The organism is Candidatus Cloacimonadaceae bacterium (assembly GCA_030693415.1).
In the GTDB taxonomy this organism is placed as follows: domain Bacteria; phylum Cloacimonadota; class Cloacimonadia; order Cloacimonadales; family Cloacimonadaceae; genus JAUYAR01.
Genome location: JAUYAR010000148.1, coordinates 48,949 through 70,162, shown reverse-complemented (window position 1 = coordinate 70,162; position 21,214 = coordinate 48,949). Strand labels below are relative to the sequence as shown.

Sequence of the window (21,214 nt, the reverse complement as noted above, 5' to 3'; positions counted from 1 at the left end):
TTGCGGGGGTTATTCCGACATCAACTCTGGCTGAAACTGGTGGCGCTGGGCATCAATCTGAAAAGAATCTACGAATACTGCCTCAAAACGGTCAAAAAACAGGGTAAATCTGCTTTTATATCTTTGTCTCATATTTTCGCGTTGCTTATTGCCACTTTGGTTGCGATTATTGTAGTTATTCAGGTTCATTTTGAAATGCTGTTGCCCAAACTGGCAACTACTAACCCAAACTCGCAGGCAAAGCAAATTCATAAAAATTGAGTTTTTTCCAGGGAGTCTAAGTTATGGTATGGCGAAAGCGGTGTTTGCTATGCAATAGTGAAACACCCACTTTCCAACCTTTATTTTACTACTTTCCAATTATCTCGCGCTCGAAACCTGTATCTTAAACGAATCGCTTGACAGATATACCGCTTCAATGATAGAGAGCCAAGAATATCCATATCAACCATAAAACAAAGGAGCTAAAATGATACTGAGAAAGATTTTGATCATGTTTTTGCTGAGTTTATTGAGTATTGCCGTGCTGCAAGCTACTGCGCCGGAATCCTTTGCCGGAAGCTGGGAAGGCGGTATTTCGATCATGGGTATGGAACTGCCGATACTGGTGGATTTTGTCCAAACCGAGGAATTGAAAGCCTATATCTCGATTCCCGCCCAGGGACTCAAGACTCAGCAACTTAAGATCATCCGGCATGAGAGCGAAGAGGTGGTTTTTTTACTCGCAATTGCCGGCGCGGACGCTATCTTTAGCGGAAAACGCGAAGGCGCAAAGCTGACCGGATCATTTGAACAGGCGGGGCACAAAGGCACATTTAACCTAATATACAAAGGCAAATACGAAGCGGTGGAAGGAAAACCGGTCATTCTTCCCAAAGGCGCTATCGAAGAGGAAACTTTCCTAAAGACATACATGGGAAATCTTTACGGCAGAATGATGCTTCCGGAGAAAAGAAAGGATTTGACCTTGGTCTTGATGATCGCAGGTTCCGGTCCCACCGACCTGGATGGAAATTCTCCCGTACTTCCCGGCAAAAACGACTCTCATCTGATGATGGCGATCGGGCTCGCGGAAAACGGTATCGCCAGCCTGAGATATGACAAACGCGGTGTCGGCAAAAGCTCTTCCGCCTACATTGACGAAAAGGAATTGCGCGTCGGTCATTTCGCCGCTGACGTTTCCGGCTGGATCGAACTGATGCGTAAAGATTCGCGGATCAAACGGATTGTGGTGATGGGGCACAGCGAAGGTTCGCTGCTGGGTATGTTGGCAGCGCAAAACTCCAGGATCGATGGATTTATCTCGCTTGCGGGAGCCGGAAGGAAGTTTCAGGATGTGCTTCGCGGTCAGCTTTTGAAGGAAGGCAGCGAAGCCTATTTTCCCGAGATCGAAGAGATCCTCAGCGCACTCAATGCCGGAAAACAAGTGGAAAAAGTGAGCCATGAACTGTCCAGCATCTTCCGTCCGTCGGTGCAGCCTTACCTGATCTCGATGTTTGAGACCGATCCGCAACAATTGATCTCAAAGCTCACGATGCCGGTGCTCATCATTCAGGGCGGCACGGATATTCAGATCAGTGTGCAAGACGCCGAGCTGCTCGCCAAAGCAAATCCCAAGGCACGCTATATTTTGATCAAGGGAATGAACCATGTGCTCAAACCCGCTCCTCCCGATCTGGCGGAAAACCTGAAAACCTACTTTGATCCCGATATCCCGCTTGCGGATGGACTGATGCAAGCGATCGTGGAATTTTGCCGGGGAGTGGAATAGTCTTATTGTATAAGTGATGTGCCCATTCCACTTGACAGATTATCTATCTTCTGGGACCGTGATTCACACTCAAATAGGTATTTTAGAAAAACAGAGGATCGGGTTCCATGATCAGACCAAACGGCAATGTCTCAAACTCCCCGAAAAGGGGTTTTTCTCGAAGGAGATGGATGGACTCACGCTACTGGCGGGATCTGAAGATCGGCGCGCAATTACTATCTAAAGGCGTTCCGATCAGGGAAATACTGACCGTGAGGCTTCCGTTTCGGATGCCGGACTTGGCGAATCCCCCAATGTTATCGGTCGATGTGACTGATGCCTGCGATCTTTCCTGTCTTTACTGCAATAATCCTCTTTTCCCGCATCCGAGGACGATGATGAACGATGATGTTCTTGCTTCTTTGCTGAAACAATTGGAAAGAACCAAGATCAACCGGATCAGGATCGGTGGTGGAGAGCCAACTTTGCATCCACGGCTCATTTACATCTTGAAAGAACTGTCAAAACGAACCCGTTATCTGACCGTGATCACCAATGGCCAATGGCGGGATGAGTCTGTGGCAGAACACCTTATCCTCTCCGGAGCCGATCTGGTCGAAGTATCTGTCGATGCCGGAGGCGAAAAGAACTATGAGGATTCCCGTCCGAATGCGAGCTACCCACTCTTGATGAAAAACCTCGCCTTGCTGCGTTTCGCAAAGGAAAAAACCAAAGCCAAATCCATCCTCCAAATCAGATTGATGCTGCGCCCCTCAACCATCCATCCGAAGCAAGAGGAAATCCGTTTCTTAGGTCGATTCTGCGATACCGTGTTGTCTCAAAGGATCATGCAACATCCCGAAAGCGATTATCGGAAAGATGTTTTTGTGCAAAGCTCGTTAGCGCGCAACACAATTCCGCTTTGCAGCATCCCCTTCAAGGAATTTCAGGTGCGTCCCGATGGACGCGTACCCATGTGTCCGGCTTTGGGGTGTTCCATTTATCCCGAAAAACAGATATTTCTCGGAAATATCAGCAAAGACAGGATCGATGATCTTTGGAACTGCAAGACCATGCGGGATATCCGCGCCGCTCATCGCTCGCGAGAAGGAGATATCCTGAAAACATGTCTGAACTGCCATTATGGATGAGGAAAAACTTTGGTGAGTGCAGGTTCTGCCCGGACAGATAGGAGCGCTATATCAGTTTGTTCAAAAAGTCGTGATGCCGGAACACCATTAGTTTATTTGTCGGGATAAAAACCGGCACGATCGATGTTTACTTATTATTGCTGTAAAGGATGATCTGATGATGCAATACATCATAAAAACCATAGTGACCTTAATTATCATTATATCGGTTAGCGAAATCGCCAAAAAATCGAGCCTGCTCGGTGGTATTTTGGTCTCTATCCCGATTGTATCTGTTTTGGCTATGATGTGGTTATGGGTGGATACCAGAAGTAAGGAGAAAGTTTCAGAGCTTTCGACAACCATCTTTTGGCTGGTAATACCCTCGCTCGTTCTATTTATCAGTTTACCCTTGCTCCTCAAGAAACTTGATTTTGGATGGGCGCTGCTTGTGGCTTGTGGTTTAACCGTTATTGCCTATTATTTGATGATTTTGGTATTAGGATTTTTCAACATAAAAGGCTAATGTCATGGCAAGCTTGGGGTGGGGAATTCCGATTCCCAATGGGCGCAAATACGCCAAGAGTAAAACGTTTGAAAAGAATGGTTAGATCTCGGCTTTCCAAAGAAAGCCAAAACCAAGCAAGGTGAAACCGATATTCGGTGCCCAGGCAGCGATGATGGGTGGGATAACTCCATTGTAGCCAAGGCTTTGAATCACGCGGACGATGATCAGATAGATGAAGCAGACACTCAGTCCGAGCAGAAAAACGAGCCCGCGTCCTTTGGAACGGATATTGGAGGTGGCAATGGGTATGAAGAAAAAGATCACGATCAGGTTCGTGAGCGGGAATGCGAGTTTCATGTGCAGATCGACAATTTCGCGGTTGGCATCCTCGCCCATTTTCTGCAATCTGGCGATGTATTCTTTCAGCTCCATGAAGGTCAGCGATAGAGTTTTCTTGGTGATGCGGATAAAATCCTGCGGTTTGACGTCCAAAAGCGGCAGATCGGTGGAGGGATAAAAATGATGCTCGGTGAGCTTGCCATCCTTGAACCTGCGAATGTCCGTTTCCTGCATGATCCAACGATCGTCTTTCCAGACTGCTCCGGATGCGGTGACGTGCTCCGTGACCCGCTTTGTTTCATAATCGATGCGGGTGAGATCGATCACGCGGATCGAGTTTTGATAGCCGTCAAAAAAACCGAAATAATAAAAGTCATTTTCCTTACCCTGATAGTGCACGCGTGCTTTGAGGAGTTGGTCTTCAGGCTGCTCGCCCTTGATCTGAACGTTATAGACATGGATGCGTTTGGATTCCGCATAGGGTAAAAGATATTCTCCCATCACGGCGACTCCGATACTGATGAAAAACCCTACGATAAACAGCGGTAGCATTGCACGCTTGATGCTGATACCGGCGGCGCGGATGGCAACGCTTTCGTTGTGTTTGGAAAGAGCGTTCATCATAAAAAGCCCACTCAGCAGCACTGTCACCGGTGATGTGAGCACGAGCAGATAGGGAATACGTAGCAGATAATAGAGCGTCGCAAGCTGTGCCGACGCTCCGGCACGGACAAGCCTGGGTAGATTGTCGATCACGTCGATCACGATAAAGACCACCGCAAAGGACAGGAAGATGATCAGATAGGTCTTCAAAAACTCGCGCAGGATATATCTATCAAGAACTTTCAAGGATCCATCCTCTTAGTGGATCAGCTCGTCGGGGACGCTTTCTTTTCGCAGTTTCAGATGCGTCATCCGCCAGGAGAGAAGGCGCAGATTGATGAGCTGTTTTTCCTTTACACTCGCGTAGATCAGCCCAATGGCGAGCGCCAAAAACACGAGATTTGAGATCCACATGGAAAGAAACGGACTCATCAGACCACGGTCGGCAAGCTGTTCTCCACCGGTGAGGGCGATATAATAGATCAAAAAAACCACCGAGGAAACGGAAAACGCCATGCCGATGCCGCTGCTACGCGTCATCAAACCCAAGGGAATGCCGATCAGGATGAAAATCACGATGGCAAACGAGAGGGCAAACTTCTTGTGAAACTCAACCTTGAGCGAATGCAGGTTTTCCTCGAGTTCACTGATTCTATCCTCCGCCATCTTTTTCATGATCGAAAGGCGGCGTTTCTCCACCTCAAGCTCATATCTGGTGCGTCTTTGCGAAAGCGATGCGATGCGCTTGTCCAGATTGCCGGTTTCTTCGAGCTTGAGGGATATTTCCTTCTTTTTGTCTTTGATTTCGGTCATGAGCTGACCATAGGTCATTTCACGGTCGGAACGGTATCCCGTCTCGCCAAAATCCATGTTTGCGCCGAGGTTGCGGATATTGACCACGAAGTTTTCAAACTCCCTGAGCTGGTATTTGGCAGGCTCTTTGGCGTTACGTTCGTGCATTTCGCCGTTTTTCAGAATGAGCTGGAGACTGTTGCCGTTGTCTTTTTGGATCACGCGTCCGCTTTGGGCGACGATGATACGGGGGAGCGTCGTCTGGCTGCGGTCATAGATCAACAGGTCATAGAGTTCGTCCTCGCTTTTGTTCTTCACATAGACGGTATAGTCCATCAGGGTGGTGAATTCGCCTTCCTTGATGATGGTCATCGGACGAAAGTAGGCGATTTTGATCATCAGGTTTTTGAGCTTGTGATTGGTATTAGGCAGAAACCAGTGGTTGAAATAGACCATCAACGCCGTTAGTAATAAAGCAGTTATGAGCAGTGGACGGATCATGGCATAGACGTTGATGCCGCTGGATTTCATGGCGATGGTTTCACGATCGACGGTCATCCTGCCAAAGGCGAGAATCGTAGCCACCAAGACCGCCATCGGGATCGATAGCGCCAACATATAGGGTAATGAGAGCGTGAAAACTTGCAGGATCGTAGCGGCGTCCAGTTTCTTTTCGAGTATGAGATCGAGCAAATCGATGACGCGGTCGATCAACAGCACGAAAGTGACCACCAAGAGCGAAAGCATGAAGGGAACGACGTGTTCCTTGAGAATATAGCGGGAAAGAATCTTCACTTTCCAAGTTCCAACATGGCAAGGATATCCGTTTCGGAGAGGATTTTTACACTGCCGAGTTTAATGGCTTTGTCCAGTTTGGAGCCGGGTTTATCGCCGACTAAGAGAAAGTCCAGTTTGGCGGAGACGCTGCTGACGATCTTGCCCCCGTGGGACATGATCAGATTCTCCATCTCCTTTCTGCCATGGCTCTCCAAACTGCCGGTGATGAGAAACGTCTTGTCTATCAGCGCATTCGAGCTCAGTTTCTTCGTAAAAGTGAAGTTCAAGCCCCGATGTTTGAGAGTTTCGATCAGCCTCAGGTTTTCAGGAACTTTGAAATAGGCAGTCAGAGCGTCAGCGATCTTGGCTCCAACCTCAGTAACATTTAAAAGCGTCTCGCGGTCGGACTTGATCAGGGAATCGAGATCGCCAAAATACTCTGCCAGATTGCGTGCCGTGATCGCTCCCACATATCGGATGCCAAGAGCAAAAAGTACGCGGTCAAAGCCTTGTTCGCGGGATTTATCTATTGCTTTGGCAAGGTTTTCAGCGGATTTTGCACCATAGCGGTCAAGTTTTGCCAGTCGGGAGAAATCAAGATCGTAGATATCGGCAACGCCGTGGATCAGCCCTTCGTTTAAGAGCCTCGATACAAGAGCTTCTCCGAGACCGGCAATATCCATCGCCTCGCGGGAGGCAAAGTGTTCGATGCGTCTTTGCAACTGCTCCGGGCACAAAGAGTTGGAGCAATAGGTGATGGAGCCTTCGCTGTCCTTGATCAGTTCGCTGTCGCAGACCGGACAGTTTTTGGGGAAGACGATCGGTGCGCTCTTGGGATCTCGTTTTCCGATCACGATGGAAAGCACTTTGGGAATGATTTCGCCGGATTTGACGATGCGGATCGTGTCGCTTTCATGTAAGTCAAGTCGGTTTATTTCGTCTTCATTGTGTAAAGTAGCGCGGGAAACGGTGCTTCCGGATATGTAAACGGGCTCCAAAAGCGCCACGGGAGTGATCGCTCCGGTGCGTCCCACCTGATATTGCACTTCCAAAAGGCGGGTTTCCTTTTCCTCCGGCTTAAATTTGTAGGCGATCGCCCATTTGGGGCTTTTGCTCGTATAGCCCAAACGCTTTTGTAGAGCCAGTTCGTTCAGCTTGATCACCACTCCGTCGATTTCGTAAGGGAGGCTATAACGCTTTTTTCCCCAGTCCGCGCAGTACTCTTCCACTTCAACAATAGAGCGGCAGAGCGTTGCCGTTTTATCCACCGGAAAACCTTGTTTGGCAAGGAAATGGAGCAATTGGGATTGGGTCGCTATGTTAAGATATTCACTGTAGCCCACCGTATAAAACAGCGCTTTCAGATGCCGTTTGCGTACTTCGTCGCTGTTTTTGAGCTTGATCGATCCGGCTGCGGCGTTGCGGGGATTGGCAAAGGTCTTTTCCTCATTGGCAGAGCGTTTTTCGTTTAGGGCAAGGAAATCGCCGACGGGGATGTAGATCTCGCCACGGATCTCAATGGGATGTGGATGTGAGATGTTTTGGGGAACTTCCCCGAGCACCTTGATATTAGCGGTGACATCTTCACCTTCGACGCCGTCTCCGCGAGTGGTGGCATATTCAAGCAAACCATTGTCGTAGAAGAGGTTGATGCTGAATCCGTCGATCTTGAGCTCCAGATCGACATCGGGAAAATATCCCAATTCAATAGCGATCTTTTCGATAAATTGTTTCACTTCCGCGAGGGAATATGCGTTGTCCAGGCTATACATGCGTTGGCGATGGGGAATAACCTTGGATCCTGGTTTGATATCACTGCCTACTTTGTCCAGAGGAGATTCATCCGCTTGGGGGGCTTGGGATTCCAGCTCCTTGAGGCGGTTGACAAGCTGGTCAAAGTCAAAGTCGCTGATGATCGGATTGGCAAGCTCATGATAGAGCACGTTGTGCCGTTCGATCTCAGCGCGAAGCTTGGTGATTTCCGCTTGCAGCTTTTCTTTTTCCATGTTCAAAGAGTATAAAGTTCCGGTCTTCTGTCTTTGAAGACTTCGTTTCTTGGAATAGTGGATTTATCCAATGCTTGATCCGGATCAATGATGCAAGTGCGGATTCCGCATTCCTCATCCCCCATGCGAAGGAGGATTTCGCCTTTAGTGCCAAGAATCTGGCTCTGACCGGTGAAGTACTCTTCGAGTTCGCCGTTTTTTTCAGTGCCGATGCGGTTTGAGGTGATGCTGAAGACTCGGTTTTCCAGCGAGCGGGTGATCATTGACTGTTGACACCAAGGAAGAACCAGATTGGACGGATGACAGATGATTTGCGCGCCCTGCAAAGCGAGGCTGCGTGAGGATTCAGGAAACTGCCAGTCGAAACAGATCATCATCCCGAGTTTGACCCCATTTTTGCCTTCGGTCATGGCAAAGGGTTTGTCCCCGGGCGTGAAAAAGAGCTTTTCGCGGTTGAAAAGATGGATCTTGCGATATACATGATGCGTTTCGTCCGGATTGATCTGCACGGCAGAGTTGTAAAAAAGCCCTTCAGAGGTTTCAGCGAAACCATAGACGAGCGAAAAGTTCCGCCGCATGGCGAGATCGCGCAGGTGTTGGAAACAGTAGCCGGATGGTATCTCTTCCGCCACTTGGTTCACCTCGTCCGGGCTGGAAAATACATATCCGCTCAAAGCCAGCTCAGGCGCCACCACAAGGTCGCTTTCGAGATCACGCAGCATAGATTCCAAGCGCTCAAGGTTCTCCCTGGTTTGCAACAGCAGGGGCTGATATTGCAAAACGGAAACTCGGTATTCCATGCTAATTACCTCTCGATCTCGTTATTTTCTCAATTTTCTGCGCTCTGCCGATTTGGTCAAGCTCTTTATTGATCGTTCTGCACGGCATGATCGGCAACAGCGGTTTCCAAGGATTGCAGAGGCTTGTAGCTCATGCGATGCTCCTTGCAGGCGCCATGTTCTTGCAAGGCTGAGAGATGCAGTTTTGTGCCATAGCCGCGATGCAGGTCGAAGCGATACCTTGGATAGCTGAGATGCAGCTTTTCCATCAAACGATCGCGATGCACTTTTGCCAAAATCGAGGCGGCTGCGATGCAGGCATGGGTAGCATCACCCCTCACTACCGCTTGCGCAGGATAGGGAAAGCCTTTGGGGATCTGATTACCGTCGATCAGGCAGTGCCCAAGGGTCAGAGCGTCAGCAGCTTGGATCATGCCAAGCATCGTCGCTCTTAGGATGTTGTGCTTGTCGATATAATCCGCAGTAATCTCCACGATCTTGTATGATACACAGCTAAGCACAATCCGGTCATAGAGTTCCGCCCGTCGCGAGTAGCCCAGTTTCTTGCTGTCGTTCAATCCCACGATCGGGAAATCGTAATCAAGAATGCAAGCTGCGACCACCACCGGTCCCGCCCAGGAGCCTCTACCGGCTTCATCGATCCCGATGATTCTGCTATGTTCTACCAAAAGCTCCAAGTCTCTTTCGTAGAGCGAGCTCATGCTTCTTTCCGCAGTACATAGAAGAGCCGGGCATATTTGTCATCGATATCGGTAGCCCTTTTGTGATATAGATTTTTCCGTGTTTCGGAGCTGAAAATACCAAGTAGTTGAAATGACGATGAAGCGATTAATTCTATGATCTCGAAGTTGCGATAGACGCGCTGCACGTGGTTTTCCTCATGTTTATGATAGACCGTGCCGGATTTACGGAATAGCACCAGTCGTGAGTTCTGCTTATCGGTGTTGTAGTTGTAGCTGGCTTGATGCACGAGACAGCCGTCCCTGACCTGTGAAATCTGAGTAGCATCAGAGAAATTCTTGGTGCTGTTCATCAGGGTGGAGATGTCGAAAACGAAGAGAGCTCCGGGGTTCAGCGCCTGCCAGGTATTTTTTAACAAGAGCTTGATGTCGGATTTGCGGGGAAGGTAATTGATACTGTCAAAAAGACATAATACGAGGTCATAGTTCTTTCGCGGAAGATCCTCTGTCATCGAACAGAGAAAGAGATTTGGTTTGAAAAGTTTCTGTGCCGCCATGTGCAGCATGAAGGGCGAGCAATCACAGGCATCAACCTGAAAGCCTTTGTGGACGAGGATTTCGGCGATGTTTGCTGTACCACAGGCAATCTCCAAAATACGGTTCAACTGTTTCACTCCAAAGCTCTTGCACCAACCCAAGATCATGGTCAGCCATTTTTCATAGTCCACGTGAGACATATAATGATCGTAATATTCAGCAAAGAAAGTATATGAACCCTTTTGCTCAAGGCGTAGCGCATCGATGTCTATAAGACGGAGTTTACCGTTTTCCGCACTCAAGGCAAGCCTCGCAAAACCGGCAAGCTCGTTATATTGCCGCGTGAAACAAGTCTGTGCAAGCTCAGTTTGGAGGTTGATGGCGACGCAATCATCAAACATCCGGTATTCACTGAAAGGTATTATTGCGGATAACGCTGAAAGCATGTCCCGGTTTGCAGTGATCAATATCTCGCCGGTGTCACTGCTGCGCAGATATTCCTCTGCCGAGAGATAGATTTTGCCAATCGGGTTCTGATCAGAATCAAAGCCATCGGCTTCTGAAGCAAGCGCGCAAAAGCGTTTTCTGCCCAGATCGAAATGCAAAGAAAGCTCTATATCCGGAAAAGCATTTGGGGAACTGCCGACATCAAGAACGCGGAAGGATGGATGCTCATAGAAACGTAAGCCGCTTTTCCCAATTCCTATTTCCCAAAGATCAGCAGAAACGGAAGTGGCGAAAACGAGGAGCCGGGTGTCGTTGTCTTTCAGAAGGTTGGCAGTAGAGACGATTGCTTCTTCATCAGTGCCGGGCATAAGTATCTGCTGAATATCAGAACGCTCGGGCGGCTGCTCACACTTCCCAATCAGAAAATGACAGACCCGTAAGCCGGGAGGAATCTCGAAGAACTGCAACACATCATGATGTGTCTTTTGATCAGCGCCACAGAGTGATATGAGGGCGATACTTGACAACGCCGGAAACTCCTATTTTAATTTAGACGTATCTTATCGCTGCTGCCGGGTTTGACCAAGACGACGTCCTCTTTGCAGAGTTCGCAATCGTCCGCTTCCCAAGTGGGGATCACAAGCTGCAAAAGGCTTCGGAAGGGGTAGCCAAAATCCACCAAGCCACCGCCACGATCCACCAAAGCTGCGATCACTGCGATCTCTACCCCTCTGCCGGTCAGGCACTTGACCACTTCAAAGACGCTGCCTCCGGTAGTGACGATATCCTCGATAATGGCGACGCGCTTGATCTCCGAAAGGTCAAAGCCGCTTCGGATGGTCATTTCGCCGTCCTTACGCTGGCAAAAGAGGAAGGGTTTACCTAATTGCCGCGCCACTTCAAAAGCTAAAACGATGCCGCCGCAAGCAGGACCAACCACGCAGTCAAAGTCATATTCATCGAGCAAATAACACAGTTTCTCGCAAAGCTTCGAGGTAGCGGCGGGGTTTTGCAGCAAACGGATCTTTTCCACATACATATTGCTATGTTTGCCCGAAGTCAAGAGAAAATGACCTTCCAGCATGGCATCTTCGTTTCTTAATATCTGCGCGACATCATCTCTTTGCATCACGCCATCGATAATTTGCCTGGCGGTTTCTGCATCGTTATCCCACACTTGAAGTTCGACAGTGATCTTTCCCGTTGCCAATGCGGGACTAATGGACATGAGGCGTTCGTTTTGCAGAAAGGCTTCGATACCGTTATCCGCGAGCAGTCCCTTTGCCAATTCGGCTTCAAAGATGTCGTTATACTTGTTGATCGTAACCAGCTTGTCCATTTGTATCTCCTTGTAATAATATTACATGCTTGCCGTTGAAGCTAACGTGACCAACGCCATGAGCGCTTCGAAGACGATGCCATAGTTATCTTCCACAAACTCTATGTTTCTGCCGTCCAGACGTTTGACGTATGGCATGAGACAGGCGACGTCCGTCATCGCGGTGGAATGGAACTCGATATTGAGCTTTACGGGAGCTGAAAATGAATAGAGGGGGATTGCCTGCCGATCCTTGTTCAAGGCTCTTTCCACGGCATTTTTGATCTGGAGATCGACCCGTAGCGAAGAGTAGTTCTTAGCGGCAAACTTTGCCACTGCGCGCTTGGTGCTCACATAATCGAGCCAGGGCATGGCATCTTCCCTAAAGAGTTCTTTTCGCAACGCTTCATCCCCGGTCACCAAAGCCACGGGAACCTTATGGTATCCCGCGTAGGCGGCATTGATCAGCGCTTCATTCATCGCTTTGTCATTGATGAATATCTTGTGAACACGGCTGTTTGAATAGGTGTGATCCATATTTCCCATCAACGCGCCGGTGCCGCTGTGATAACCAAGCAGGAAGACGCGGTCATATTCGGCGTCAAAATCCGGCAGCATATATCTCGGTCTCGGACCTCCCGATATGAGGCAGATACTTTTGTCCAAAGCAGTGATCTCAAAACCCAGATTATCCCCTCCGGCGTGAGAATCGGCGATCACGATTTCTTCGATCGCGGAAGCCTTAGGATGCTGTAAAATCTCTTTGAGAACGAGCTCCACGTGAGCACTCATGAGGCTTTTCACCGTCGCTCGATCAGTTTTTTCCTGATCCCAGTTATAGGTTCCGGGCATCCCTTCCATGTCGATCGAGAGATACAATTTCATCTTCTATCCTTTCAAAGCCTTAGCGAGCAATGCGGCGAGCCGGACGTTGTTTTCCAATAGCGCCAGATTGGCTCTCACGGATTCACCTTTTGTGATTCCCGCCAGAAAGTCAAGCAGAAAAGGTGTCAGGGCTTTTCCACGGATATTATTTTCCCGGGCTGCGGCAATTCCTTTCTCGATGAAGGGATCGATTTGCTCGGACGGGAGCTCAAATTCAGAAGGTATCGGATTGGCGATCAGGATGCCGGTGGCAGGTAAATTGGTGATTTGATGGAATTGATGAAAAGCTGCGAATTCGGCTTCATTGGCAATACTGTCAATCATGTGTATGCTCTCGCGGGTATAAAATCTGGGAAAGCAGTCGCATTGCCAACCGAGCACGGGAACAGCTTTTGTCTCAAGCACTTCCAGCGTGGCGGGGATATCCAGAATCGCCTTACACCCGGCGGAAACCACCGTCACGGGAATCCTCGCCAAAGCGCTCAGATCGCTGGAAATATCAAGGTTTTCCTGCCAGAGACGATGCACTCCGCCGATTCCTCCGGTGGCGAAGATATCGATGCCTGCCAGATGCGCCAACCTCATTGTTGCAGAAACGGTCGTACCACCGCTCAGTTTTTTGGCAAACGCGTAGGGAATATCTCTCATCCCGAGTTTGAACACCTGATGCTGATCCCTATGCGCGAGAATGGTTTCGATCTCCCGATAAGAGAGTTCATCGATCCCCACGTGCGCCTTTCCTTCGAGCACGATGATCGTGGCGGGAACTACGTCAGCCGCCCATAAAAGCGCTTCGAGCCGGTGAAATACTTCCAGATTACGGGGATATGGGAGTCCGTGAGCCAGGACAGTGGATTCAAGCGCCACAACAGGCTGGTTATGAATAAGTGCGTTGCGGACGCTTTGAGACATGACGATAGAGACGTTCAGTCCATCTAACACATTGCCTCTCATTGAGATGATATATTGGAATTAATTGTTATCACCGCGGGGGAATAATGATTGATTCCAGGCGATTCTCATTGAGTGATAGGGGTTTTCTCTGATGCGATCACGAACTCTTTGTCATTGTTTTCGAGAATCTGAACATCCACACGTTGGACGCCAGTTTTTAGCATCCCAATCTCTTTTGCCGCGGCATAGGAAAGATCGATATCTCTGCCACGGATGAAAGGCCCGCGGTCTGTGACGCGGACGACAACGGTTTTGCCGTTTTTTAGATTGGTGATTTTGAGGATTGTTTGAAAGGGGAGGGATTTGTGCGCACAAGTAAGTGCATATTGGTCGAAGCGTTCACCACTGGCGGTTTTGCGTCCGTGAAACTTTCCATAATAGTAGGAAGCCACCATACGCTCACCCGGCGGTGCCCCAGGGGGTTCTTGGGTATGCAGGGAATCGATGACCAAAGCTGCATTTTCCAGCATGATCTCGTCGCTTCCCAATCCCGACACGGATTCTGCGATAATAGGCGCTATAAATAGCAACTGAAACGCAAAAAAGGTGGCGAGAAGTTTTTTCAATTGTTTACTCATAATTTTCTCGTTTGTTTTTGCTTAAATCTCAAGGACAGCGTTTTGAGTTCTTCGTTTTGTGTCAAGAAAAATATTACTTATGTGCGCCTAAATATATGCTATATATAGAGTTGATAGAGGTGAAGAGAATTGTGGATATCGTCAATAGACGGCGGATTCTGTAGGTGGATAAGCAGGGAAGAGGATGACTTTTGATCATCCAGCTATGAACGTGTTAGGCTAAATTATTTAGTTGCAGCAAAGGGAAGCGTGCAATCGACAACAAAGCTGAAGGGTCCGTCTGGAGACACAATGATATTAGTTTTTGTCATCGTAGTATAACCCGGCTTGCTTACCCTGATGAACAGGAATCCTGAACTAATGATACCTCTCTGAATATGGTAGAATCCGTTATCATTAGTCAACGCGGGGACATTACTGATGTTGAATATTCGTACTTCGGCATTGAGTATCGGATCACCATTGGTGTCTGAAACCACTCCCTGAACTACAACCAAACGCTTGGCTATCCTGTTATAGGGTTTGGCGATGAGCTGGACGCAAAACAGCAGAACCAAGACTATGGCGGTTGAAATGATCATTCTCTTTTTCATAAATACCTCAAGTATAAGATAGTTTCCGGGCTAATAATTGTCAACAATAAACTGCCGTGCAATTATGAAAGTGATACCCGAAAGATGCCACCACCCACCCATTTCCTCCCATTTCCTCCGCAGCATCGGCATGCTGCGCTACATCCAAAGTGTTAATCAAGCCTTAATCAAGCGTTAGTTTTATTACGCTTGATTAACGCTTGTTTAAGGCTTGATTAACGCAGCCAAGGCGGAGAGCAGCATGCCAGCCATTGAAAGTCAGAAATTCTTTTCTTGATATTCTGTTCTTGACATTTTCGACCGAAAAGAGAAATTGGGTCGAATAGAATTCATGCTTTTGCAAATACTTGATCATGGGTTCTTTATAAACATAATATGAGGTTCGAATGCTTGCTTCAAGCGAGAAGAAAACGCTGATTATAGCCGCGGCGACTTCGCTGTTCACCCGTTTCGGCTACACAAAATCCTCTATGGAGGAAATCGCCAACAGCGCCGGAATCGGCAAGGCGACGATCTATTACTATTTCCAGTGTAAGGAAGATATCTTCCTGGAAGTAGTGAGGATCAAGACGGAAGAGTTCTTTGGTATGCTCAGGGAAAGAATCAATGCGAGCGATGGTTTTGAAGACAAGTTGGGTGAATTTCTGCGTCTGCCGGTGAAATATATCAATGACCACATGCCGATGCTGGTCGATGCCATGAACGCAATCCCCCTCAGCTATCAAAATAGGGTGGAGGAATCTTGCTTATCAAACCGCAATCAGATGTATGACATACTCAGGGAAATCATGGATATTGGCATAGAGCAAAACGCTTTGGCGGAGGATTTTGACTCGGCAAGAATAAGCCAGATCATCAACGACTGGTTTTTACTGACGGACACCAGCTTTGTATTGAACGACGAAGTGCGCCTGATCAAGCGCATCGAACGCGATCATGAGTTTTTGATCAATATGATATTGTATGGAATAATCAAAAGAGGATGACGATGAAGAAAATCATCTTTGCTGCACTAATGTGCATAATCACTGTTTTGGCAGGCGGAATCACTCTTGAGGAAAGCATCGAGCTCGCCCGCAGAAACAACAAAGAGCTGCTGATGGCGCGTGAAGAAGTTCTCAAAGCGGAACAGACCTATTATGACGTGCGCGGCTATCTCTTGCCGCAGGTCATGCTGCAAGGCGGTTACACGCTCAAAAAAACCTGGCTGCCGGATGGGTTGATGCCACCACGGGTGGATTTTTCCTCCGAGCTTGATGCCCCAACCGAAAATGAAGAATATCTTGCCGGAGCGCTCGACGCGGTGGTGAATTCAATGATCCCCTCCTCCCCCAGAAATGAAGGCTCCCTGGCGATGCAAGTGCAGCTTCAACAGGTGTTATTTCTCGGCGGGAAATTGATCAACGGCATCCGTGCGGTGGATAGATACCGTTCCATACAACGCCTGATGGAGCAATTGGTGGAACAGAACGTCGTGCTCGGAACCACCGAGCTATTCTATCAATGCTTATTGGCGCAGAAACTTCAGCAGGTGCAAAGCGACGGACTTGCGACAGCCAACCGGCATCTGCAAAGGGTGGAAGCCTTCTATCGCGAAGGACAGGTCTCGGAATTTGATCTTTTGAGAGCCCGTCTCGAAGTGGCAAAGCTCAAGCCACAGGTATTTCAAGCGGAAAACACCTATAAACTCGCGCTAACCGCTTTTCGCAGACAGATCGGAGCCGCAGATGAAAACATCATCCCTGATGCTGAGTTTGTGCTGCCCCCAGCGATGATTATCACGCTTGAAGATGCCATCCGCGAGGGTATTGACAATCGCATCGAGCTTGAATTGGCGGATATCAATACCCAGATAATGCAGATCAGATGGAACGCGGAAAAAGGCAACTATCTGCCCAACGTCGCACTGCAAGCGGATTATTCGATCTATACCGCAGCGGATGAATTTGGCATTGAACGCAAAGATTTCGGCAGTCGCTACACGATCGGCATCGGCATTCAGATTCCGCTGTTCACGGGGTTTTCCAATACCTCGAAACGCAAATATGCAAAGCACGGTTATCTGAAAGCAAGGCTTCAGCAGCAGGACTCCGAAGAGCTGATCGCCATGCAGATCAAGCAAAACTATCAAAGCTGGCAGCACGCGCTGGAAAACTATGAAGTTCAATCCGAAAACATCCGGCTGGCGGAGCGTAGCTTGCAGCTTGCCCAAGTGCGTTTTGACAATCAGATGGGCATCCAGCTCGAGGTTTTCGACGCCCAGATCATGCTTTCGGCATTGAAACTACAATACTATCAATCCATCTTTGAAGTAATATCGGCAGAGCGAAATCTGCAAAAATCCATCGGCATCCGCCTTTAAGGGAGAATTCAAAATGAAGAGAATCATACTTTTGGCACTGATCATACTCGTGGGACTTTTCGCCTGCGGGAAAAAACAAAGCGACAGCAAAAACATGCAGCAGATCCAACAGGAACAAGGCATTCCCGTCCGCGTGAAAGCCATGACGGAAAGCACTTTCATTCAAGAATTGCGCTACAACGCCATCTTGAACGGAATCGAGGAATCCACCGCACAAGCTATGGTGAGCGATATCGTCCTTCAGATCCATGCGCAAATCGGCGAACGCGTCAGCAAGGGACAGCTCATCATGAGTTTTCCGCAAAATACTCCCGCCGCTCAATATGAACAGGCGAGCACCGCTTTCAACGCTCAAAAACAGGTTTATGAACGCATGCAGCGTCTCTTTGCCCAGGGCGCCATCTCGCAACAGGATCTGGATAACCGCGAAAACGCATACAAGGTCTCCAAATCAAATCTGGCAGCTTCCGAACAGATGATCAAAGTGCGTGCTCCGATCAGCGGAGTCATCACCAATATCTTCGTCAATCAGGCGGAAAAAGTGTCTCACGGTGCAGACCTTTTCACAGTTTCCGGCACCGGTGGCTACAAAGCGGTTTTGATGGTTCCGGATTCCGAAGTGAAAAACCTACGCGTTGGCACTCCCGCCACAGCAGTGATCGGCACTCACAGCCTCAAAGGCAAAATTAGCCGGATCGGACTGGCGGTGGATCCCAATAGCAAAGCGGTGCGCGTGGAAGCCGATTTTCCCGGAACAAACAAAAACATCAGCTATGGGAGCACAGCGCAGGTCAGCCTGAACGTGCTTTCCAAAGCCAATGTTCTGGTAGTGGAAAGAGCGCATATCGTATCCGAGAACGAATCCCGTTTTGTTTGGCTGGCAGAGGGAAATCGTGCTAAACGTGTGGAGATTCAGACGGGTTTGGACAATCAGCTTGAATATGAAGTGCTCTCAGGCATCAGTCCCGGAGATGCGCTGATCACGGAAGGCATCAATCAATTAGCCGAAAACGCACTTATCCGCGTGATCGAATAAGGGGCTCTGCATGTTTTTAGCCAAAATTTCTATAGCTCGCCCCGTCCTGGTGACGATGGCGATAATGGTGTTTGTGGTCTTTGGCGCGCTTGCCTATATGTCGTTGCCGCTCAATCTGATGCCGGATGTGGATATTCCATTTATCTCGATCCAGACCATTTATCCGGGAGCGGGACCGGCAGAGATCGAATCCCAGATCACCAACAATCTGGAGGACGCGGTCGCGACGGTCAGTCAGATCGATTACGTCCAATCCTATTCCATGGAAAACGTCAGCATCGTCGTTATCGCTTTCAAGCTTGGTAAAAACGTGGATATCGCCAATCAGGAAGTCAAGGACAAGATCGATGCCGTGATCAACCAACTGCCTGCTGATTCTCAGAAACCCACCGTCCAAAAAATTGAAATCGGCGCCTTTCCATTCATGGACATCGTGCTATCCGGAAACATGGACGGAAAAGCACTTTATGAGCTTGCGGACACCAAGCTCAAAGACCGTTTTGCCCAAATCGAAGGAGTCGCCCAAGTCAATATGACCGGTGGCAACAAACGCCAGATCAACGTGAAACTCAAGGACAGCGTAATCTTTGAAAACAAGCTCTCGCTGCCCCAGTTGATGCAGATTTTAGCTGCGCAGAATATGGATATGCCTGCCGGCAATTTCATTCGCGGCTCACAGGAGTATTCCGTTCGTCTCAAGGGTGAATTCTCCAGCATCGAAGAGATTGCGGATGCCAATATCCCCACCGCCTTCGGAGTGAAAAAACTCTCGCAGCTTGCTCAGATCGAGGACGGAATTGAAGATGTCCGTTCCCGCGCGATCTATTTCAACGCCGCGGAAAAGAAACTGGATGAAAACATCATTCGTCTTTCCCTCACCAAGAGCGCCGATGGAAACGTGGTCAACATCGCCAAAGAAGTGCGCAAACAACTACCCCTGATCGAAAAGGAAATGCCCAAGGGAGTGCAGCTCAGGATCATCCGAGACGATTCGGAATTCACCCGCAGCACTGTCAGCGATACGCTTGGCAACATCTGGATGGGCATCTTGCTCACGGGATTGATCCTGTTTCTGTTTCTGCATGACCTGCGTTCCACGCTCATCGTGGCACTCTCCATGCCGATCTCCATCATCTCCACCTTTGTGTTTATCAAAATGGCGGGCTTCACGATCAACATCCTAACTCTGATGGGACTTTCCACTGCGGTGGGCATCTTGGTGACAAATTCCGTGGTGGTGATTGAAAATATCTTCCGCCACAAGAATATGGGAAATTCACGACGCGAGGCAGCGGACAAAGGAACAGCAGAGATTGCGGTCGCGGTGCTGGCTTCGACATTGACAAACATCGTGGTCTTTCTACCCATTGCCACGATGACATCGATGGTGGGGCAGTTTTTTCGCGAGTTTGCGCTCACGGTTACATTTGCCACTATCTTTTCACTGATATCGTCATTTACGATCACGCCGATGCTGGCTTCGATGATCATCCCTGAGGGAAAATACAACAGCCGTTTCGGACTATGGTTCGATGCTATTTTCGACAAGTTTGGCAGGCTCTATCAGAGATTTCTCGGCGGAGTGCTAAGTTCCAAGAAACGCAGCATCGGCATCATCCTGATCACGGTTGCAATTCTGCTCGGGAGCTTTGCCTTGGTTCCGATTTTGGGATTGGAACTCTTTCCCTCCATGGATCAGGGCAGCATGAGTATCACGGTGGAATTGCCCCAGGGATATAATCTGGAAGAGACTTCGGCGGTTTTTAAAACCATCCTCGAACGCACTGCAAAACACAAGGAAGTGGAGCATGTCATCACCAATATCGGCACCCTGAGTATACTGGAAAGCGGCTCAAATCTAGCCTCCGCCGAAATCAAACTGGTGGATAAAAAAATGCGTAAACGCTCCACGACGGATATGATGGATCTGCTCACCCAAGAGCTTGCGGATATCCCCAACGGCAGAATCAAAGTTGGCGTGGCACAAGGCTTTGGTGGGGGAGGCTCTCCAATCGAATTCTTCCTGCAGGGACAGGATACCCAACGGCTCGAACAGCTTAAATCCGTGGTCTTCGATCGCATCAAGGACAGCCCCGGTATGATCAATCTGGATACCAGCACCCGCAGCAGACGCGCTGAAATAACCATCAATCCAAAGCGGTACCGCATGGCGGACTTGGGCGCTACTGTCTATGAACTTGCCCTTGCCTTACGCGCGTCGGTGGAAGGATTCGTCTCTACCCAATACCGCGAAGCGGGCAATCAGTATGATATCAAACTCTCTCTCGAAGACGATGCAGTTGACGCACCGGATAAGCTCAGAAACCTCAGTGTGGTGATCCGGGGAGAGAGCTATCTACTTTCCCAGCTTGCCGATATAGACTTTTCCGCCGGAACGAGCAAGATCACACACCGCGACCGGTTCAAATCCATCCAATTCTCCGCAGACATCGCTAAGGGCGCCAATCTTGGAGACGTCACAACCGGGGTCAAAAAGCAATTGGAAGAGCTGACGCTGCCACCTGGTTATCAGATCGTTTGGGGTGGAGATGCGGCAATGCTGAACGATACGGTGATCGACATGATGCGCACCTTCATATTGGCGGTGCTGCTCACCTACATGCTCCTGGCGGCGATCCTTGAAAGCTTCTCACAACCGCTGTTGATCATGGCGACCGTGCCATTGGCGCTGATCGGCGTGGTCGCATCATTGCTTTTAGCCGGAATGGCGATCAATATCTTTTCCATGATGGCGGTGATCATGCTCGTCGGAATTGTGGTCAACAACGCCATCCTCATCTTGGATTACGTAAATGCCAAACGACGCGAAGGCATGAGCACCCACGACGCCCTTTTGGAAGCGGGACAACACAAACTGAAACCCATCATCATGTCCACCCTTTCCATCGTGATCGGCATGATGCCAATGGCTTTGGGAGTGGGATCTTCCGCGCGAGAATTCCGTCAATCGATGGGAACGGTTACCATCGGCGGGCTCATCGTATCGTCGTTTTTGACCCTGGTAATTATTCCTGCATTTTATTACTTGACGACAAAACAGGATGCTAATAAATTGGAAACTAAATAAATCAAGGAGAAACTTATGAAAAAGTTCAGAA

General features: G+C 48.9%; 19 protein-coding genes. 8 read left to right on the top strand and 11 right to left on the bottom strand.

The window, feature by feature from the left end; translation table 11 throughout:
- The 4 genes from Q8M98_09070 to Q8M98_09055 all read left to right on the top strand — a co-directional run.
- A partial coding sequence (locus tag Q8M98_09070) for a hypothetical protein (protein MDP3114915.1) occupies positions 1-261 on the top strand: 261 nt, incomplete at its 5' end.
- 208 nt (positions 262-469) lie between these two features.
- Positions 470-1,771: an alpha/beta fold hydrolase gene (locus Q8M98_09065; GenBank protein MDP3114914.1), complete on the top strand. Its 1,302-nt coding sequence runs from the start codon at positions 470-472 to the stop codon at positions 1,769-1,771.
- 170 nt (positions 1,772-1,941) lie between these two features.
- The gene (locus Q8M98_09060; GenBank protein ID MDP3114913.1) at positions 1,942-2,901 is read left to right on the top strand and encodes a radical SAM protein; all 960 of its coding nucleotides are present in this window, start codon (positions 1,942-1,944) and stop codon (positions 2,899-2,901) included.
- Positions 2,902-3,058: 157 nt separating this feature from the next.
- On the top strand, positions 3,059-3,406 hold the full coding sequence (locus Q8M98_09055) for a DUF3147 family protein (GenBank protein MDP3114912.1): 348 nt from the start codon (positions 3,059-3,061) through the stop codon (positions 3,404-3,406).
- Between the two features lie 81 nt (positions 3,407-3,487).
- Here Q8M98_09055 and Q8M98_09050 read toward each other — a convergent pair whose 3' ends face one another.
- The 11 genes from Q8M98_09050 to Q8M98_09000 all read right to left on the bottom strand — a co-directional run bounded on the left by Q8M98_09050 (position 3,488) and on the right by Q8M98_09000 (position 14,697).
- Positions 3,488-4,576 carry an LptF/LptG family permease gene (locus Q8M98_09050; protein MDP3114911.1) on the bottom strand — a complete coding sequence of 363 codons (1,089 nt, stop codon included), beginning with the start codon at positions 4,574-4,576 and terminating at the stop codon, positions 3,488-3,490.
- A gap of 12 nt (positions 4,577-4,588) precedes the next feature.
- Entirely contained in the window at positions 4,589-5,917 is a 1,329-nt protein-coding gene (locus Q8M98_09045) for an LptF/LptG family permease (GenBank protein MDP3114910.1), read from the bottom strand.
- Complete coding sequence (gene ligA / locus Q8M98_09040; GenBank protein MDP3114909.1) at positions 5,914-7,905, bottom strand: NAD-dependent DNA ligase LigA; 1,992 nt, start codon at positions 7,903-7,905, stop codon at positions 5,914-5,916. Before ligA ends, Q8M98_09045 begins: the two co-directional genes overlap by 4 nt.
- Before the next feature lie 2 nt (positions 7,906-7,907).
- Complete coding sequence (locus tag Q8M98_09035) at positions 7,908-8,705, bottom strand: nitrilase-related carbon-nitrogen hydrolase (GenBank protein ID MDP3114908.1); 798 nt, start codon at positions 8,703-8,705, stop codon at positions 7,908-7,910.
- A 65-nt stretch (positions 8,706-8,770) separates the two neighbouring features.
- Complete coding sequence (locus Q8M98_09030; protein ID MDP3114907.1) at positions 8,771-9,406, bottom strand: ribonuclease HII; 636 nt, start codon at positions 9,404-9,406, stop codon at positions 8,771-8,773.
- Positions 9,403-10,737, bottom strand: coding sequence for a class I SAM-dependent methyltransferase (locus Q8M98_09025; protein ID MDP3114906.1), 1,335 nt, complete (start codon positions 10,735-10,737; stop codon positions 9,403-9,405). The genes Q8M98_09030 and Q8M98_09025 overlap by 4 nt, the downstream gene beginning before the upstream one ends.
- 176 nt (positions 10,738-10,913) lie before the next feature.
- Positions 10,914-11,708, bottom strand: a complete 795-nt coding sequence (gene pyrE / locus Q8M98_09020; GenBank protein ID MDP3114905.1) for an orotate phosphoribosyltransferase — start codon at positions 11,706-11,708, stop codon at positions 10,914-10,916.
- A gap of 21 nt (positions 11,709-11,729) precedes the next feature.
- The gene (locus Q8M98_09015) at positions 11,730-12,572 is read right to left on the bottom strand and encodes a M55 family metallopeptidase (protein ID MDP3114904.1); all 843 of its coding nucleotides are present in this window, start codon (positions 12,570-12,572) and stop codon (positions 11,730-11,732) included.
- 3 nt (positions 12,573-12,575) lie between these two features.
- Complete coding sequence (locus Q8M98_09010) at positions 12,576-13,514, bottom strand: pseudouridine-5'-phosphate glycosidase (GenBank protein ID MDP3114903.1); 939 nt, start codon at positions 13,512-13,514, stop codon at positions 12,576-12,578.
- Between the two features lie 77 nt (positions 13,515-13,591).
- Entirely contained in the window at positions 13,592-14,104 is a 513-nt protein-coding gene (locus Q8M98_09005; GenBank protein ID MDP3114902.1) for a septal ring lytic transglycosylase RlpA family protein, read from the bottom strand.
- A 224-nt stretch (positions 14,105-14,328) separates the two neighbouring features.
- Complete coding sequence (locus tag Q8M98_09000; GenBank protein MDP3114901.1) at positions 14,329-14,697, bottom strand: carboxypeptidase-like regulatory domain-containing protein; 369 nt, start codon at positions 14,695-14,697, stop codon at positions 14,329-14,331.
- Between the two features lie 386 nt (positions 14,698-15,083).
- Between Q8M98_09000 and Q8M98_08995 the strand changes: the two genes are divergently transcribed.
- The 4 genes from Q8M98_08995 to Q8M98_08980 are packed head-to-tail and all read left to right on the top strand — an operon-like array spanning position 15,084 to position 21,183.
- Positions 15,084-15,683 (top strand): TetR/AcrR family transcriptional regulator, encoded by a 600-nt coding sequence (locus tag Q8M98_08995; protein ID MDP3114900.1) that lies wholly within the window; start codon positions 15,084-15,086, stop codon positions 15,681-15,683.
- A 2-nt stretch (positions 15,684-15,685) separates the two neighbouring features.
- Positions 15,686-17,059 carry a TolC family protein gene (locus tag Q8M98_08990; protein ID MDP3114899.1) on the top strand — a complete coding sequence of 458 codons (1,374 nt, stop codon included), beginning with the start codon at positions 15,686-15,688 and terminating at the stop codon, positions 17,057-17,059.
- A gap of 13 nt (positions 17,060-17,072) precedes the next feature.
- Positions 17,073-18,095 (top strand): efflux RND transporter periplasmic adaptor subunit, encoded by a 1,023-nt coding sequence (locus tag Q8M98_08985; GenBank protein MDP3114898.1) that lies wholly within the window; start codon positions 17,073-17,075, stop codon positions 18,093-18,095.
- A 10-nt stretch (positions 18,096-18,105) separates the two neighbouring features.
- Positions 18,106-21,183 carry an efflux RND transporter permease subunit gene (locus Q8M98_08980; GenBank protein MDP3114897.1) on the top strand — a complete coding sequence of 1,026 codons (3,078 nt, stop codon included), beginning with the start codon at positions 18,106-18,108 and terminating at the stop codon, positions 21,181-21,183.
- The last annotated feature ends 31 nt before the right edge of the window (positions 21,184-21,214 follow it).

What these genes read in the sequence shown, in the direction of transcription:
- Q8M98_09065 (MDP3114914.1), top strand. Translation starts at nt 470, where the DNA reads ATGATACTGAGAAAGATTTTGATCATGTTTTTGCTGAGTTTATTGAGT.
- Q8M98_09060 (MDP3114913.1), top strand. Translation starts at nt 1,942, where the DNA reads ATGGACTCACGCTACTGGCGGGATCTGAAGATCGGCGCGCAATTACTA.
- Q8M98_09055 (MDP3114912.1), top strand. Translation starts at nt 3,059, where the DNA reads ATGATGCAATACATCATAAAAACCATAGTGACCTTAATTATCATTATA.
- ligA (MDP3114909.1), bottom strand. Translation starts at nt 7,905, where the DNA reads ATGGAAAAAGAAAAGCTGCAAGCGGAAATCACCAAGCTTCGCGCTGAG.
- Q8M98_09035 (MDP3114908.1), bottom strand. Translation starts at nt 8,705, where the DNA reads ATGGAATACCGAGTTTCCGTTTTGCAATATCAGCCCCTGCTGTTGCAA.
- Q8M98_09030 (MDP3114907.1), bottom strand. Translation starts at nt 9,406, where the DNA reads ATGAGCTCGCTCTACGAAAGAGACTTGGAGCTTTTGGTAGAACATAGC.
- Q8M98_09025 (MDP3114906.1), bottom strand. Translation starts at nt 10,737, where the DNA reads ATGCCCGGCACTGATGAAGAAGCAATCGTCTCTACTGCCAACCTTCTG.
- pyrE (MDP3114905.1), bottom strand. Translation starts at nt 11,708, where the DNA reads ATGGACAAGCTGGTTACGATCAACAAGTATAACGACATCTTTGAAGCC.
- Q8M98_09015 (MDP3114904.1), bottom strand. Translation starts at nt 12,572, where the DNA reads ATGAAATTGTATCTCTCGATCGACATGGAAGGGATGCCCGGAACCTAT.
- Q8M98_09005 (MDP3114902.1), bottom strand. Translation starts at nt 14,104, where the DNA reads ATGAGTAAACAATTGAAAAAACTTCTCGCCACCTTTTTTGCGTTTCAG.
- Q8M98_09000 (MDP3114901.1), bottom strand. Translation starts at nt 14,697, where the DNA reads ATGAAAAAGAGAATGATCATTTCAACCGCCATAGTCTTGGTTCTGCTG.
- Q8M98_08995 (MDP3114900.1), top strand. Translation starts at nt 15,084, where the DNA reads ATGCTTGCTTCAAGCGAGAAGAAAACGCTGATTATAGCCGCGGCGACT.
- Q8M98_08990 (MDP3114899.1), top strand. Translation starts at nt 15,686, where the DNA reads ATGAAGAAAATCATCTTTGCTGCACTAATGTGCATAATCACTGTTTTG.
- Q8M98_08985 (MDP3114898.1), top strand. Translation starts at nt 17,073, where the DNA reads ATGAAGAGAATCATACTTTTGGCACTGATCATACTCGTGGGACTTTTC.
- Q8M98_08980 (MDP3114897.1), top strand. Translation starts at nt 18,106, where the DNA reads ATGTTTTTAGCCAAAATTTCTATAGCTCGCCCCGTCCTGGTGACGATG.